General features: G+C 65.1%; 15 protein-coding genes. 2 read left to right on the forward strand and 13 right to left on the reverse strand.

Going from position 1 to position 15,243, the window contains the following annotated elements; genetic code table 11:
• Positions 1-122: 122 nt before the first annotated feature.
• The 10 genes from PCA20602_RS09045 to PCA20602_RS09090 form a co-directional block, all read right to left on the reverse strand.
• Complete coding sequence (locus PCA20602_RS09045) at positions 123-2,417, reverse strand: hypothetical protein (protein WP_150720924.1); 2,295 nt, start codon at positions 2,415-2,417, stop codon at positions 123-125.
• Positions 2,418-2,593: 176 nt separating this feature from the next.
• Complete coding sequence (locus PCA20602_RS09050) at positions 2,594-3,541, reverse strand: NAD(P)H-dependent flavin oxidoreductase (protein ID WP_069343228.1); 948 nt, start codon at positions 3,539-3,541, stop codon at positions 2,594-2,596.
• Between the two features lie 502 nt (positions 3,542-4,043).
• Complete coding sequence (locus PCA20602_RS09055) at positions 4,044-4,967, reverse strand: MBL fold metallo-hydrolase (protein ID WP_150720925.1); 924 nt, start codon at positions 4,965-4,967, stop codon at positions 4,044-4,046.
• A 55-nt stretch (positions 4,968-5,022) separates the two neighbouring features.
• Positions 5,023-5,454, reverse strand: coding sequence for a MaoC family dehydratase (locus tag PCA20602_RS09060; RefSeq protein WP_069343226.1), 432 nt, complete (start codon positions 5,452-5,454; stop codon positions 5,023-5,025).
• Between the two features lie 63 nt (positions 5,455-5,517).
• A complete protein-coding gene (locus PCA20602_RS09065; RefSeq protein ID WP_150720926.1) occupies positions 5,518-5,751 on the reverse strand; it encodes a DUF1289 domain-containing protein in 234 nt (77 codons plus the stop codon).
• A 28-nt stretch (positions 5,752-5,779) separates the two neighbouring features.
• Entirely contained in the window at positions 5,780-6,217 is a 438-nt protein-coding gene (locus PCA20602_RS09070) for a thioesterase family protein (RefSeq protein ID WP_150720927.1), read from the reverse strand.
• Between the two features lie 67 nt (positions 6,218-6,284).
• Entirely contained in the window at positions 6,285-6,803 is a 519-nt protein-coding gene (locus PCA20602_RS09075; RefSeq protein WP_150720928.1) for a YbaK/EbsC family protein, read from the reverse strand.
• Between the two features lie 97 nt (positions 6,804-6,900).
• Positions 6,901-7,833 carry a hydroxymethylglutaryl-CoA lyase gene (locus PCA20602_RS09080; protein ID WP_150720929.1) on the reverse strand — a complete coding sequence of 311 codons (933 nt, stop codon included), beginning with the start codon at positions 7,831-7,833 and terminating at the stop codon, positions 6,901-6,903.
• A gap of 96 nt (positions 7,834-7,929) precedes the next feature.
• Positions 7,930-8,874 (reverse strand): 2-hydroxyacid dehydrogenase, encoded by a 945-nt coding sequence (locus PCA20602_RS09085; RefSeq protein ID WP_150720930.1) that lies wholly within the window; start codon positions 8,872-8,874, stop codon positions 7,930-7,932.
• Positions 8,875-8,994: 120 nt separating this feature from the next.
• Positions 8,995-9,546 carry a YaeQ family protein gene (locus tag PCA20602_RS09090; protein WP_150720931.1) on the reverse strand — a complete coding sequence of 184 codons (552 nt, stop codon included), beginning with the start codon at positions 9,544-9,546 and terminating at the stop codon, positions 8,995-8,997.
• 136 nt (positions 9,547-9,682) lie between these two features.
• Here PCA20602_RS09090 and PCA20602_RS09095 point away from each other — a divergent pair, with 136 nt between their 5' ends.
• The gene (locus PCA20602_RS09095) at positions 9,683-10,519 is read left to right on the forward strand and encodes an alpha/beta fold hydrolase (RefSeq protein ID WP_150720932.1); all 837 of its coding nucleotides are present in this window, start codon (positions 9,683-9,685) and stop codon (positions 10,517-10,519) included.
• A gap of 134 nt (positions 10,520-10,653) precedes the next feature.
• Here the strand turns inward: PCA20602_RS09095 and PCA20602_RS09100 are convergent, their stop codons facing one another.
• From PCA20602_RS09100 to PCA20602_RS09110, 3 genes are all read right to left on the reverse strand, one after another.
• Entirely contained in the window at positions 10,654-11,031 is a 378-nt protein-coding gene (locus PCA20602_RS09100; protein ID WP_150720933.1) for a helix-turn-helix domain-containing protein, read from the reverse strand.
• Between the two features lie 594 nt (positions 11,032-11,625).
• A complete protein-coding gene (locus PCA20602_RS26275; protein ID WP_343032044.1) occupies positions 11,626-12,513 on the reverse strand; it encodes a helix-turn-helix domain-containing protein in 888 nt (295 codons plus the stop codon).
• Between the two features lie 129 nt (positions 12,514-12,642).
• Complete coding sequence (locus tag PCA20602_RS09110) at positions 12,643-13,566, reverse strand: DMT family transporter (protein WP_150720934.1); 924 nt, start codon at positions 13,564-13,566, stop codon at positions 12,643-12,645.
• A 410-nt stretch (positions 13,567-13,976) separates the two neighbouring features.
• Here PCA20602_RS09110 and PCA20602_RS09115 point away from each other — a divergent pair, with 410 nt between their 5' ends.
• Positions 13,977-15,197, forward strand: a complete 1,221-nt coding sequence (locus PCA20602_RS09115; protein WP_246182093.1) for a diguanylate cyclase — start codon at positions 13,977-13,979, stop codon at positions 15,195-15,197.
• Positions 15,198-15,243 lie beyond the last annotated feature (46 nt).

Below are 15,243 nucleotides of genomic sequence, written 5' to 3' on the forward strand. Positions count from 1 at the left end.
CCTACGTTCCGGTGACCCGGGATGAGAAGAGTGCCATTGCCCCAACGCCCCCGGCTTGCGCATCGGTCGAAACGATTATCGGTTTATGACAGCGCTCGTGCTTGTGCGTAGTAGACGTGCCATCAAACGGATGGCTCGAAGCCATCGTCGGACGACGAAGGCACGTCCTCCCCGGGACCGTGGGCGCCGTCATGCTTCGCCGCGACGTCTTCGGCGTCGCTCGTCTGCATCCGCTTCGCCGCGTCCCGTAGATCGGCGATGCTCTGCTTGACGAGGTGGATGCGATCGCGCGGCGCAGGATAGGGACGCGTGACGGACACGACGAACGGATTGCCCGCACGGTGCCCGGCGTCGGCGAGCGAGACGTCGAGCATGCCCATCATTTCCTCGATGTCATCGGCATGCCGGAACGACGATGCCTTCACCCGGCTCCAGGGATCGAGCAGCACCGTGGAGTCTCTCGTCAGGAACACGGCGGCGGTGAATTTCTCGCCGTTGATGCCGTCGACATGTCCCGCGACGGGCGGTTGCGGCGTGTTCAGTTCCAGCAGATCGATGAACTGATCCGATTCGGTGTAGAGCACCATGACATGTGGCGGGTGCCCTTGCGGCCGCACGGTGATCATCCGGATATGGGGCGACGGCACGCCGCGCGTGAGGAGATAGTGAAAGAGGATTTCGGCGTTCTCCTGACAGAACGCTTCGGGGCTGAGCGTGTAGAAGCCCGTCTCGGCATAGTTGTCGTAATGAATGGTCGTGATGGTGGCCGCTTCGCGCTGTTGCTCGAACAGCGTCGCGTGCGGATCGAGGCGCATGAGTTGCGGCACCAGTACCCGGCGGTGCTCGACAATCGAGTTGTCACGCATCGCGCGCAGGTCTTCACGGTTCGTGCGCATCAGGTGCATGCGGCTCAGATCGTCGTACGCTTTCAGAATCGCTTCGCGCACCTGTGGGCGCTTGATGTGACGGATCGCGTCGGCGACCTGATTCATGCTGGTGCCCACGCTGTCCGGCGTCGACTCGCGGCTGGGGCCGCAGCCGCCGCCGCAAAGACGCAATGCCCGCTCAGCGCGCCACGTGCCAGTGTGCGCGTCGAACGTGACGGGGATCTGCGCGCGTGTGCCGCGCGGCGCGTCGACGAGCCAGTGTTCGTCACCGGAAGCGTTCGATGTGCCGGGTGCGCGTGTGACACGGTAGTAGCCCGCCTCACCGCGCAGATAGTGACGGCCGTCGACGAGGATGAGTTGCGCGTGCGGTTCGGGAGGGAGTGATTCCGGCGACAACTGCTGCGCGTAGCCCGTGAGGTATTCGTGTTCTGCGTCGATGTGTGAACGTCGTGCGGATGTCGCCGATGCCAAGATTTGCCCGTCCTGCTGCACATCCGGGATCTCGTTGGCGACGGCTTCGTCAGATGCCGCGACGGGAACGCCGTCAGGTAGTGCAGCGGCCAGTGGGGCGGGGGGTGCGTCGGCACTTATGTCGGGGACGTCGGGGCCAACGTCGGTGATTGCGTCGGACCGTATCGCGTCCACCGAATGGCGCGATGCATCCAGCACATCGGTCTCGCTTTGCGCGACGACATCGGCTCGCACAGCCGTCGGTTCGGCAACCTCGCGACTTTGTACCGCGGCCGACGAGAGCGCCGGATTTCCCGGTGCCACGTCGCGGAACTCGCCATCGGCATTCATAGGAATCGCGGCCCCGAGCGAGCGCGGATCGCTCATCTGGATCAGCGAGGCGATGCGCTCCGCGATGGGCATCTCACCCTGTGCCGCGTCTGCGGCGAGGTCAGCCACATAGGCGGGCAGACGCAGTCGCTGCACGGACGGCACGAGGCCGGTGATCTGGTCGACGAAGTCGCCGATGCGCTGCATCGTCGCTAACGTGTCACCACCAATCGATTCCCCGCTGACGGCGAAGCGAAGGTCGTCGATGGACTGTCCCAGATGACGGAACGGCGCGCTCGCGGCCCCGACCGCTCTCAGCAGATCCGGGAACGGGTAATCGGTCTTGATGGCGGCGCTTCGGATCGGCAGGATCCTGACGTCATCCTCGACGCTGCCCGGTGTGCCGACGTCAGGCGGCTGGCGCTGACGAAGCCCGCCGGCCGGAATCTCAGGCATCGCCGAGGTGCGCGCTGCGAGATTGGCAACGACGGCGAGTGCGAGTACAGCAGGCCATGGGGACACGCCATCGCGCTGCGAGGTATTGCGAGGGCGACGCGGCGCAGTGCGGGCGTTGCTGGCGGTGAGGGTGTTGAGGGGGTTGGCGCGTTGCGTGATTCGCGAGCCACGAAATCGCCGGGGAAACTCGTGTGCACTGTGCGTGCTGCGAGCATTGCGGCGCGGGTCGGATGCGTGTGAGCGCGTGTAGGAAGGCGGGGCGACGATTGCGCGATGGTGGGACACATACGGCATGGGCAGACCTCCGGAAGACGGGCCGGGCATGCGCAGCGTCCACTGCGATACCCAATGCCCGGGGGGAGGAGATTGCCATTGCGAAGCGCGCCGATGCTTGTGATTCGGCCGGGCGCGCTATCGATTTTGACGGCCTGTCCGCTCGTGCGCGCTCAGGCCATCAGCTCGTCAACGCGTCAGCCTGCCAGTCGCTTGCGCGTGTCGTCGTACTCCTGCTTCAGTCGCGCGATGATCTCTGCGGCCGGACGCACGTCGTCCATCAGCCCCACACCCTGACCCGCGCCCCAGATGTCTTTCCACGCTTTCGCCTTGGAGAAGTTCATCGCGGACTTGTCGGCCGTGGGCAGATCGTCGGGATCGAGTCCCGCATTGAGAATGCTCTGGCGGATATAGTTGCCGGACACGCCCGTGAACAGGTTCGTGTAGATGATGTCGTTCGCGCTGGCGTCGACGATGGCCTGCTTGTAGTTATCGCTCGCGTTCGCTTCCGTCGACGCGATGAAGCGCGTGCCGATATAGGCGAGATCCGCACCCATCGCCTGCGCAGCGAGAATCGAACCGCCATTGGCGATCGAGCCGGAGAGCACGATGGGGCCGTCGAAGATCTTGCGCACTTCACCGACCAGCGCGAACGGCGAGAGCATGCCCGCGTGCCCGCCGGCCCCGGCCGCCACCAGAATCAGGCCGTCCACACCGGCTTCGAGCGCCTTGTTGGCGTGACGCAGATTGATCACGTCGTGCAGCACGATGCCGCCGTAGCTGTGCACCGCGTCGAGCACTTCCTTGGGCGGCGCCCGCAGGCTCGTGATGAAGATCGGCACTCGATGCTCGACGCATACGCGCACGTCATGTTCCAGTCGCTGGTTCGACTGGTGCACGATCTGGTTGACGGCCAGCGGCCCGACGACCGCGTCCGGATTCGCCGCCTTGTACGACGCCAGCTCCTCGGTAATGCGCGAGAGCCAGTCTTCGAGAATCTGTGGCTCGCGCGCGTTGAGCGCGGGGAACGAGCCGACGATACCGGCCTTGCACTGCGCGAGCACCAGTTCCGGATAGCTCACGATGAACATCGGCGAGGCCACGACGGGCAGCGCCAGGTTTTGCAGAATCTTGGGAAGGGCCATGAAGTCTCCTGAATCCGGACGTTCGGCAAGCGACCCCTTTCATCGCACGTAGAGGCCGTCGCATCGTTGCTGCCTGCGCAAGATGCCTGCCGCTGGAAAGATGGGGCACATTCGCGAACGATCGTTCGATTATAGGGGGATTCGGACGTTGCCCGACGGGCGGTCACTCGAAGAAAGCTTCGGTTCTTGCCTCGCGATGTCGCCCCTATCAGGGAAAGTCCTCTTGGGAGGTGACCAGGCGCTGACTACGATGAAGACGCGTGCCAGGGGACATCGGCATCAGGGTGTCGCAGGACGAGCGCCGCGTTAGCGACCGCAGCGTTCGTCCGGCACGTCACGTCCTCAAACGCCGCTCGCCTCACGGCCAAGCGGCGTTATTTTTTTGCCCCGCTCATTCCGGCCATTCCGGACGCTCAGGCGATTCCCGCTATTCCTGCCATTCCCGCGCCCCGACCGGCTTCAGTCATCCCGGCCATCGCGTGCCGCCGGGCGTCCGACCCTATCAAACGGCGTGCAGCGTGTCCGTTTCGCTCGCATAACGCAGGGCACCGGCTTTCGCGAGTTCCGCCACCAGGGTGTCGAGCAGCGCCGGCCAGCCGGACGGCGGCGCGAGCATCGCTGCCGCGTTGCGCCACGCGCGCGCAGTGTCGAGCGTGGCCTTGAGCGCTGCGCTCGTCATCTCCCCTTCAGCCATCAGACGGAAGACGATCAGCACCTTGAGGGCGTTGCGGGCATTGCGGGCGGGATCGCCTTGCAGGTAGTCGAGTCGGGAGCGAGCGGCGGCCAGCGCGCCGCCGATATCGTCGAACGGCTTGCCGTGACCGGGAATGACGACCGACACGTCGATCTGTTCGATCAGGTCGAGCACGGCAGCCTGCTCGGCGAATCCCGACTCACCGTCGAGTTCCGGGAAGATGACGCCGAAGCCACGCTCCCACAACGCATCGCCGGAAATCAGAATGCCGTCGGCCGTGTTGTAGAGCATGAGCGCGTGCGGATCGTGCCCCGGCGCGCCGAGTACGAGCCATTCATGGTCGCCGAGCAGCACGGTGTCGCCGGGCGACAGGGTGTCGTCGAACGTGAAGCGCGCGCATTGCTGGCCGGTCGCTTCGAACGACAGGCGGCGCTCGTCCCAGTGACGCACCGGATCGGCTTCGGCCGCCGGCACCCACGTACGGCAACCGTAGCGCGCCTGGAGCGCGGCGTTGCCGCCGCAGTGGTCGGAATGCAGATGCGTATTGATGAGGCGTGCGAGCGGCTGGCCTTCGGGCAGCGCGTGCGCGACGAGCGCGAGCGTCTGTTCCGAATGGCTGACATAGCCGCTGTCGACGAGCGCGGGTTCGTCGCCGGAGAACAGCACGTTGTTCGATGAGAGCCAGCCGCGCTCGAACACGCGCAGCCCGGCGGGCAGGGCAAGCGAGGTCATTGGGCGTATCTCATGGCGTCGTTGGATGACGGACAGGGGGCCTGGATCGCCGCGCTCACGCCGGCTTGGCGCACACAAGGATCTTGGCCGTGGCGGCGATCACCGTCTCGCCGTGCTGGTTGACGGCTTCACCGTCGAGCGAAACGATATCGCCCGCGAGCTTCTCCTTCCACAGGCTGTCGGTGACGGTCCAGCGCACGGTGATGTCGTCACCCGCATGCACGGCGCGTCGCAGCTTCATGTCGAATTCGAGCCCGAGCGGTTGCGCCGTCTTCGAGTAGTGCGTGGCGAGCAACGCGGCGAGATAGGACATCTGCTGCGTGCCCGACGAGATCAGCCCGCCGAAACGCGGATCGGCGGCGGCGTATTCGGCGTCGAGATGCAGCGGATTGAAGTCGTGCGCGAGCGTGGAGAACTCACGGATCGAATCCGGCGAGAAATGATGACTGGCGGAGAAGGTCTCGCCGACGGTAACGATTTTTCCCATATGCGATGACTGAAAGTTGGAGCGATGCGCTGAAGGTGCCATCAGGCGGCGTTCATGCGTCGTTTATGTGTCGTGCTTGCCCGCGATCACGCGACGGTACATCTCGGGCGGCGGTTCGTGTTCGGCGCGTCGTGCGGGCAAGTGCGACCAGACGAGCCGCTTCGCGTCGTCCGTCATCGTCGACCACGACGCGATCTCGTCGATGGTGCGCCAGCATCCCGAGCACCAGCCCGTCGCCGGATTCATGCGGCAGATGTTGGTGCAGGGCGAGGGGACGGGGGCGTCGGGAGCGGTCATGTGCGGGTCGTGAGGATGAACGATGGCGTCAGACAGGCAGACCGAGTCTGGCGGCTTTTTCGCGCAGCTTGCCGTGAAAGCGTTCCTGATCGACGATGACGCGCTCATGCGTGCCGGCGCTCACCTTGTCGAGCCCGTCCCACGCTTCGACTTCGAAGCGCAGCGTGCGGCCCGTGACATCGACCAGCTTGCCCTGAATGCGCAGCGTATCGCCGGCCGGTGTGGCGGCCAGATGCGAGAAGGAGACGAGCGTGCCGAGCGACTGCTCGCGCGGCCAGTCGAGATACGGACGAATGGCTTGCAGGCACGCGCATTCGAGAATGCCCGCAAGATAGCCGGTCGCGAGGACCGCAGGCATCTCTCGGCAGAGTTCGACATCGTCATAGAGTTCGGGCACCACGGCTTTCTTCGGCACACGATACGTCCACTCGAATGTCAGTCCCGGCACAAGTTCGGGGCTCGGCATGGCAGGTCTCCTTGAGGTTGTGGTCCTGACTGCGCGATGACGTTGGCCAGCGCCTGACGATGGCCGGTCAGGCGCGCAGGGCGATGTCGACGACCGGCGCGCCTGTCATGGCGACCAGTTGCTGCGGCGTGAGGTTGAACACGGCGTGCGGGTGGCCGGCCGCAGCCCACAGGCTGGCGAGCTTGAGCAGGTCTTCGTCGATCAGCGTGACGGGCGACACCACATGCCCGATGGGGCTGACGCCGCCGATCGAGTAGCCGGTCTTCTCCTTGACGAAGCGGGCGTCGGCGCGCGCGAGCTCACCGACTTGCGCGGCGACCTTCCTCTCGTCCACACGATTGACACCGCTGGCGATGACCAGCACGGGGGTGTCGTCGGAGGCGCGGCGGAAGATGATCGATTTCGCGATCTGTGCAACTTCGCAGCCGAGACCGGCGGCGGCTTCGGCAGACGTCTTGCCCGTGGCCGGCAGCAGGACGATGGGCTGATCGTGGCCCATGCCCGCGAGCAGGCGCGCGACGTGGCGTGCGCCTTCGGGCAGGTCCTGCGCGTCGGCGGATTCGGGGAGGTGCGGGGTTTCGCTCATGGTCGGGTCCATTGGCGTCGCGCGAATCGCGCGAGGCGTAATCAGTGGATGCAGTGGATGCCGCGCATGCAAAGTGCCGCGGCGTGAGACAACGGTGTCACGCGCTGGCGGCGACGTCCTTCATCTTGGCTAGCATCGCGCGGCCCACGCGCGACGCGTTCGGGCGGCCGATGGCCTGCGAGATGTAATCGCCGGTATGCACCACGGCTTCGAGGTCGATCCCCGTCTCGATGCCAAGACCTTGCAGCAGATACAGCACGTCTTCCGTCGCGACATTGCCCGTCGCGCCCTTGGCGTACGGGCAGCCGCCGAGACCGGCGACGGACGAGTGGAAGATCGAGATGCCCGAGAGCAGGGCGGCGTAGATGTTGGCCGTTGCCTGACCGTACGTGTCGTGGAAGTGACCCGACAGGCGTTCGATGGGGAACACTTTGGCACAGGCTTCCATGACTTCGCGGGTGCGCGAGGGGGTGCCCACGCCGATGGTGTCCGCAATGTCGATCTCGTCGCAGCCGAGTGCAGCGAGCCGCTGGACGACGTCCACCACGCTGGCGACCGGCACTTCGCCCTGATACGGGCAGCCGAGCGCGCACGAGATGCTGCCGCGCAGACGCAGGCCTGCGTCCTTGGCGGCACGCGCGACCGGTTCGAAGCGCGTGATGCTCTCTTCGATGGAACAGTTGATATTGCGCTGCGAGAACGCTTCGCTCGCGGCGGAGAAGATGACGACTTCGTCGGCTTTCGCGGCCACTGCGCCCTCGAAGCCCCGCATGTTCGGCGTGAGCACCGAGTAGATCGTGCCCGGACGGCGCGTGATCCCGGCCATCACTTCCGCGCCGTCGGCCATCTGCGGCACCCACTTCGGCGAGACGAACGACGTTGCCTCGATATTGGCGAAGCCCGCCGCGGACAGGCGGTCCACCAGCGCGATCTTGATATCCGTGGGGACGGGCTGCTTCTCGTTTTGCAGGCCGTCGCGCGGGCCGACTTCAACGACTTTCACACGTTGCGGCAGATGGGATGCGGACATGGGGATCGGTCTCCTCTGATTCCTCTGTTTCGTCTGATGGGGCTTGGCAGCGGCGTCCTGGATGTTAAGTACGTGATGGACGGCGCGGGCGGTAAATCAGTAGCCGCGCGTCAGATCGACGATGCCGGTAATCGTTTCGCCCCGCGCCAGCGCGGCGATCTTGCCTGCGATTTGCGCGACGGTTTCGTCGCGTAGCGTCAGCGCCGAGATGTGCGGCGTGACGGTGACGCCGGGCGTGCGCCAGAACGGATGCTCGGCGGGCAGCGGTTCGGTGCGGAATACGTCGAGCGTCGCCCCGGCGATCTGACCGCTTTCCAGCGCCGCGAGCAGGTCGTCGTCGACCAGATGCGCGCCGCGTGCGACGTTGATCAGGTACGCGCCCTGCGCGAGTTTGGCGAACAGCCCGGTGTTGAGGACATCCACCGTCTGCGGCGTGAGCGGAAGCAGATTGACGAGAATCCGCGCGCCACGTACGCACGTGTCGAACCCGGTCTCGCCGTGGTGCAGTTCCACACCGCTGTCGTCGTGACGCTCGCTCCGGCTCCAGGCGCGCACCGGGAACCCGAAGGTCTTCAGCGCGCGGGCGACGTGTGCGCCGAGCGTGCCGTAGCCGAGGACCGCGACGGGGAAGTCCGCGAGCCGGTTCGGCTTCTGGAATTTCCATTGCGTTTGCGCCTGCTGCGCGTCGAAGGCGTCGAGACGACGCAAGTAGCGCAGCGCGGCGGCGCTCACGTACTGCGCCATCTGGTCGGCCATGCCGGCATCTTCCAGGCGCACGAGCGGCACGCCGGCCGGCAGACGATGGGCGTCTTCGCCGCGGCTGCCCAGCACGCCATCGACGCCTGCGCCCATGTTGAAGATGGCCTTGAGCCGCTCGCGCGGTTGCAGGACTTCGGCGTTGGGCTTCCAGAGCACGAGATAGTCGGCGGGCGCGGTATCGCCCGGCCGCCAGCCGCGGATGTTGGCCCGCGGCAGGTGCTCGGCAAGACCGGTTTCATAGGCGGCAGTCTTGCCGTCCGGCGAGTAGATGAGGATGTCCATGAATTGCAGGGGCCGCCGGCGCGGTCGCGTCGACTCGATTTACGTTAACGTCAAGTGTAACGCAGCTTCCGGGTCGTCGCGTATCGGGGCGGGGCCCGAGAGGTTCGGCAGGCGGGGCGGTCAGCGCGCGGTGGCGCTACGCAAGGTTTCGAGCTTGACGGCAAAGTTGTGATTGTCGTCGGCCACCCAGACCTCGCCGTCCTGAATGGTGCATTGCAGGCGCATGGTGCGCGACGCGAGCGCCGTCAGCGCTTCGGCCGATTCGTCGGCGAGCATGCGCACGCTGAGGTTCGACAGACGGTTGATCTGCGATTCTGTCGCCTGCCACCAGACGGCCGCCGGCTTGCCGCCGTAAGCGATGACATCCACGTGCTCCGCGCGCCCCGAGGCTTTGACGAGACGGCGTGCGTCGGGCTGGCCGACGTCGATCCAGCGCACGATGTCGCCGCCGAAGTCGTGTTCCCAGAGGTCGGGCTCATCGGCGGTAGAAATGCCTTTGCCGAACGAGAGACGCTCACCTGCATAGAGCATGAACGCGAGCACGCGCACCATCATGCGCTCGTCGGTTTCCGACGGATGACGGGCGATCGTGAGGTGATGGGAGGCGTAGTAATGGCGGTCGAGGTCGGTGATCTGCACCTCGGCCTTGTAAATGGTGGCTTTGAGTGCCATACCGGGAGACCGCAGGAATGAAGAGAGTCGCAAGCATACACCAGCGTGCGGTGTGCCCTGCGACAGCGCGTTGGGCGCCGCATTCGCCGCCCAAGCTCGCTATACTGGCGACTTCGTCTTACCAGAAGCATCCCCCATGCCGGTTCCTGCACCGCAAACCATCGACGTCAACGGCTATCCCATGGCCTACGTCGAAACCCCCGCACCTGCCGATGCCGTCGGCGCCCCGTTAGTGCTGGTCCACGGCTCGCTTTGCGACTACCGATACTTCAAACCGAACATGGCGCCGCTGGGACAGCGTCGGCGTGTCATTTCGGTAAGTCTGCGCCACTATTTCCCCGAAGCCTGGAATGGCCACGACGGTACCTTCTCCGGCGAGCAGCACGCCGAAGATCTGGCGGCGTTCATCACGGCGCTCGGCGTGGGTCCGGTTCACGTCCTCGGTCACTCGCGCGGTGGTTACGTCGCGCTGCGCACCGCCTTGCTCGCCCCCGACACCGTGCGCTCGCTGATTCTGGCCGATCCCGGTGTCGAGATCAGTGGCGGACCGATACAGGTGCCGCTCGATAGCGAACGCGGCAACTTCCGTCAGAAGGCATTGGAAGCGATCGAGAGCGGCGATGTCGACGGCGGGCTCGCGCTGTTCATCGACACGGTCAGCGGCCCCGACACATGGCGCCGCATGGTGCCGTGGTTCAAGCAGATGGTGCGCGACAACGCCCGCACCCTCATCGGTCAGGTGGCCGAGCCTCGCACGCCGCTGCCGATCGACGCCCTGGGCGCACTGCATGCGCCGGTGCTGCTGATGGGCGGCGCGGAGAGCCCGCCCCCCTATCCGGACGTGCTGAACGCGCTCGCGCACGCCATGCCGGAAGCCCGCCGCATGCTGATTCAGGACGCTTCGCACGGCATGAACCTCGCCAATCCGATTGCGTTCCATCTCGCCGTGGACGCCTTCCTCGGTAACGACTGAGCGTTTGCGCGCCGCGCGCCAGGCACCGATGTGCCATGCGCGGCCCGTCGTCCGTTGCGAATGCCCGTCGAGCCGGTCGTGCCCCGGTAACGTCGGGCGCGGCAAGTCTGCCGCCGCGAATACGCGTGTCGCCGTCATTCGTCGCGCAACATGCCGTGCCCCAGTCGCAGGCTCAACGTGCGCACCAGATCGGCCATCCATGCCTGATCGCGATCCGACAGTTTCTGCATCGCACGATTGAGCGACGGATACGGATCGCAGGGCGCCGCAACGCCCGAGTCCGCTACCAGACCGCCCGCCGCGTCGAACGCCAGCAGCTCGTGCGGCGGCAACCCCAAGGTGTCGGCCAGAATGCAGATGTTGCGCAGCGAGATGTTGCGTTTGCCGCGCTCGACACCACTCAGATAGGAACGCGCCAGGCCGCTCTCAAGCGCAAGCTTGTCCTGCGCCCAGTTGTACTTCTTGCGCAAACCGGCGAGATGTCTGCCGAATCGGAATAAATTGGTGTCCATAAAAAAGTTTCCTTGTTAGGGACGAGAAGATTGGAACAAAAATCCGGCATCGGGGGCGGTGCCTCGGGTGTCCCTCGTTTGTGAGGCACGAACTACCGGGGGCGCCTCGCAGATTTTTTGTGGACTTTCGGAGAAGGCACAACGAGCGCTGTCGTCCCGACGATATGGGTGGCGCTATTTCGCGTACCGCGTAATCACGCGGCGCTTCGTCCGATGGCAGCGAAGCGTGTGCCGCCTTTGCGTCAACCCGCGTCGCGCAGTGTGACACTGGTCTGACCGGTTGAAGTAGAGCGGGGATTCTGAAAGGTTCCGCGTTGGGATGTCACTCGATGTTGACGGGCCGAGCCGGAAGTTGTGTCGAGCCGTGCGAAATTGCCGTAGGCGTCGAAGCGCTGTCATTCCTGTCGCCATTGACGTGCGCGCTCGCATGCGCTGTCACAAGGCGACGCATGAATGCAGGCGTCGCGCACGTATGGGCTGATTATTTTTAATAGGTTAAACAGTGACTCTTACGAGACGAATGTGCGCGTTGTGCCCCCGATAACGCAGGGGGACTTTGCGCGATGTCCTAAGAATCAATTGGCGCAGGATCGCTCACTCGTCGTCGTTGCGACGCATGCGCAACGTGTCGTCATGCGAGCGTCCCTCGGATGTGCTTTGACGTGGGGCGTCCGAAGACGCCCCTCGCGCGTTCATGGGATCGCCGATGGGCGTCACCTTGCCGACGGCACCCGACGCGTCGACCGTCGCCGACGGACGGGCAGTTTCGGTATCACTGTGGGGCGCGCTGGCAGCGTAGCTCGCTTGTGCCGACATCTGCGACGGTGCCGATGTGGCGAGTAGGCGGTTTGTCGGAAAGCCCGATTCGAAATCCGGACGGACCGGCGTGCGTGCCGGGCTGCCGTCATATGGCGGGCGGGGCAGGCCGGTGTCGGTCGTCATGCGCCGCTCGTTCGCTTCGTCTGCGTCAGTGTCTGCGTCGTCGCCTGTGGCGTCTGCCTCGTCCCCGTCACACAGCGTGTCGAAGGCGCTGCGATCTTCCGCGAAGGTGGGCTGATGAGCATCGCCGGAAGGTTGCTCATGCGCATCCGCACTCACCCCTGCACCGGCGGGCGGCGTGGCATGACTCAAGCGGGAACTGAGGCTTCGAATGATTTCCGCGAGCCAGACCTGATCGCGGTTTTCGAGCTTGCACAGCGACCGGCTGATTTGCGGCAGCGGGGTGCGCTCGGACTGCATGGCGACATCTTCGGCGCCTGCCGATGCCTGAGCGAAGCGCAGCATCTCGGACGTGGGCACGCCGAGTGTGTCTGCCAGCACGCAGATGTTGACGAGCGCGACGTTGCGTCTGCCGCGCTCGATACCGCTGACGTAAGAGCGTGCAAGACCGCTCTCGAGCGCCAGCTTCTCCTGCGACCAGCCGCGCGCTTTCCGCAGGCGGGCCAGGTGGTCTCCGAACAGCGCGAGTGGATTCGTTTGCATGGCGGGACTCCGTTGACGAGTCACACAGCGTAATCAATCCCCCCGCGCCTTGCGACGTTATATCGCTCTACTCCCCATGCGTTACAGCCGGGCCTCTATAAAGAGTCGGCGACGCTGATAGCGCAAAATTTATCGGACACTTCCCAATTCATCTGCGATAGCAGGCATCGGTTCACGCGCTTTGCGAATCGGTCGATGCCAGTTTTCGCCCAGTGTCACGCCACCGAGAATCAGCGCGCCGCCCGCGAGGTGATACACCGCGAGATGCTCGCCGAGGCCGAAGGCGGCGATCAATGCCGTGAAGATCGGCACCAGATTGATGACGACGGTGGCGCGGCGCGGACCGATGCGTGCCACCCCGACCATCCAGATGAACGGTGCGATGACCGAGACCGGGATGGCCGCGAAGGCCAGCTCGGGCAGGTTATCCATGGAGATGCCGGCCTTCTGCGAGATCAGATAGAACGGCAGCAATGCGATGACCGCGAACGTGATTTGCGCGTAAAGCGACGGCAGCGGGGAGAGCGGCAGATGCCATTTGCGCAGCAGCACGCAGTAGAACGCGTAGGCGAGCATGGCGACGACCATCATGGCGTCACCCACGCCGATGCCCTGATCGGCCAGATGCAGCAGCGAGCCATGGCCGACCACCAGCAACACGCCGCCGATGGAGAGCAACCCGCCCGCCAGCGCGCCTGCGGTGAGCGCGTCGCCCAGCATCACGACGGCCAGCGCGAGTGTGGTGAGCGGCAGCAGCGCCAGAATGATGCCCATGTTGGTGGCACTCGTGTAATGCGCGGCCGAGTAGGCGATGCCTTGATAGAGCGCCATGCCGAGCACGCCGAGCGTAGCGTACTGCGCCATGTGCGGCACCAGATCGCGGCGTGCGCGCCACAGCTTGGGCAAGGCGAGTGGCGTCAGGATCAGCCACGCGGCAAACCAGCGCAGAAACGCAATCTCGGCGGGAAAGATGTGACCTACGGCGAGTTTGTTGACGATCACGTTGGCTGACCAGATAAGGACGGCGGTCAGCGGCAGAATGAAATTGGCCATGATTCGATGCAGTGTGCCGGTCGGGTGGCCGACCGGCGGTGAGGTGCGAACTGGAGCAGATTGTCCGCCCGAACCGTGACCGTCGCATAACGAATTTCAGACAAAAGATAAGGGTTTTCAGACGCGACGTCCGACCCGCCGAATCGCGTCTGCTATCGACGAGGGACCTGCCCGATCGTTCGGTGCCCGCCCGTCGCTAAGCCGTCACTCGCTCGCCGCTTCCGCACCGCTTGCCCGCGGCTTGCCCACCGATGGCTCCCCGCCCTTGGCCGCAGGTAAAATGGCACTTCCGGGCCTTCCACGTAACTTACGTAGTCCTTGCGCGACGTCGGCAGTCCCCGGTCCCACGGTGCGATGGCATCGTGCGCGTTTCGTGATTCGTGATGGGTGATCGGAGCAGCATGGTGTCAGTGAGTCAACAAGACCGTCAGGCACGTGCCGACGGTACGCGACAATGCCACACGGCGTCGCCTTCGTCTTCCTTGTCATCCGCTGCGGGTACCGACCCGGCGTTCGCGGGGAAGGGCAAACGGTTCGTGCGACGCATCTATCGTCTGCGGACCATCGGTCTCGGCATTGGCTTTTTCTGTGTCGCGGGCGTCTTCTACCGGCAATCGCCGCCCACGTCGCTCTGGCTCTGGGCGCTCGTCATTTTCCATGGCTTCCTCTGGCCGCATCTGGCATGTGTGCTGGCGCTCTCGCGCCCCGTGCCGTATCGCGCCGAACGCGCGAATCTGATGATCGACGCGGCGTTCGGCGGCTTCTGGGTGGTCGCGATGCAATTCAATCTGCTGCCCAGCGTGGTCGTGCTCGCGATGATGTCGATGGACAACATCGGTGCGGGCGGCGTGCGGTTGTTCCTTCAGGGGCTGCTCGCGAACGTGGCGGGCGGACTGATCGGTATTGCCGTGCTCGGCTTCGTCTGGTCGCCGGCCTCCGACACGTTCAATGTCCTGACCAGCTTGCCGATGGTGATTCTCTATCCCATTGCGCTCGGCAAGGTGACCTACGATCTGGCGCAGAAACTCGCGCAACGCTCGCGTGAGATGGAGCATCTGTCGCGACACGACGGGTTGACCGGTCTGCTCAATCGCCGTGCATGGGAGCAGCGCTTGGCCGAGGTCCACGCGCATTGCGTGCTCACCGGGCAACCGGCGTGTCTGGTGCTGATGGATCTCGATCACTTCAAGCGCATCAACGACACGCTCGGGCATGCTGCTGGCGACGCCGCGTTACGACGCTTCGCCGGACTGCTGCGTCAGCGTCTGCGAGACATCGACGCCGTGGGGCGCTACGGTGGCGAAGAGTTCGGTGCGGTGCTGGTCAACACTGGCGAAGTGGCGGGACGCGACCTGATGCATCGGCTGCTCGCCGACCTGCGCGCCCGCGTGGCGCAGGCCGAGGCGACGATGTCGTCGGAGGATGCTCAGCGGGTCGCGCTGGCCGAGTGCACGGTCAGCATCGGACTGGTGCCGTTCTGCGCGGCATTCGATACGCCGCAGGCGTGGCTTCAGCAAGCTGAGCGGGCGTTGTACCGGGCAAAGCGTCAGGGGCGCGACGGGATGGTGGTTCTCGATGCCGGTGCGTATCGAGATCGGGCGGATGGTGCGCAAGCCTCCGCTGTGCCGTAACCCGGATGGGTCATCGCTGCGGTGCGGCGTCGGAACGATGCTGAGC

Origin of the sequence: Pandoraea capi (genome assembly GCF_902459735.1) — a bacterium.
Lineage (GTDB): Bacteria > Pseudomonadota > Gammaproteobacteria > Burkholderiales > Burkholderiaceae > Pandoraea > Pandoraea capi.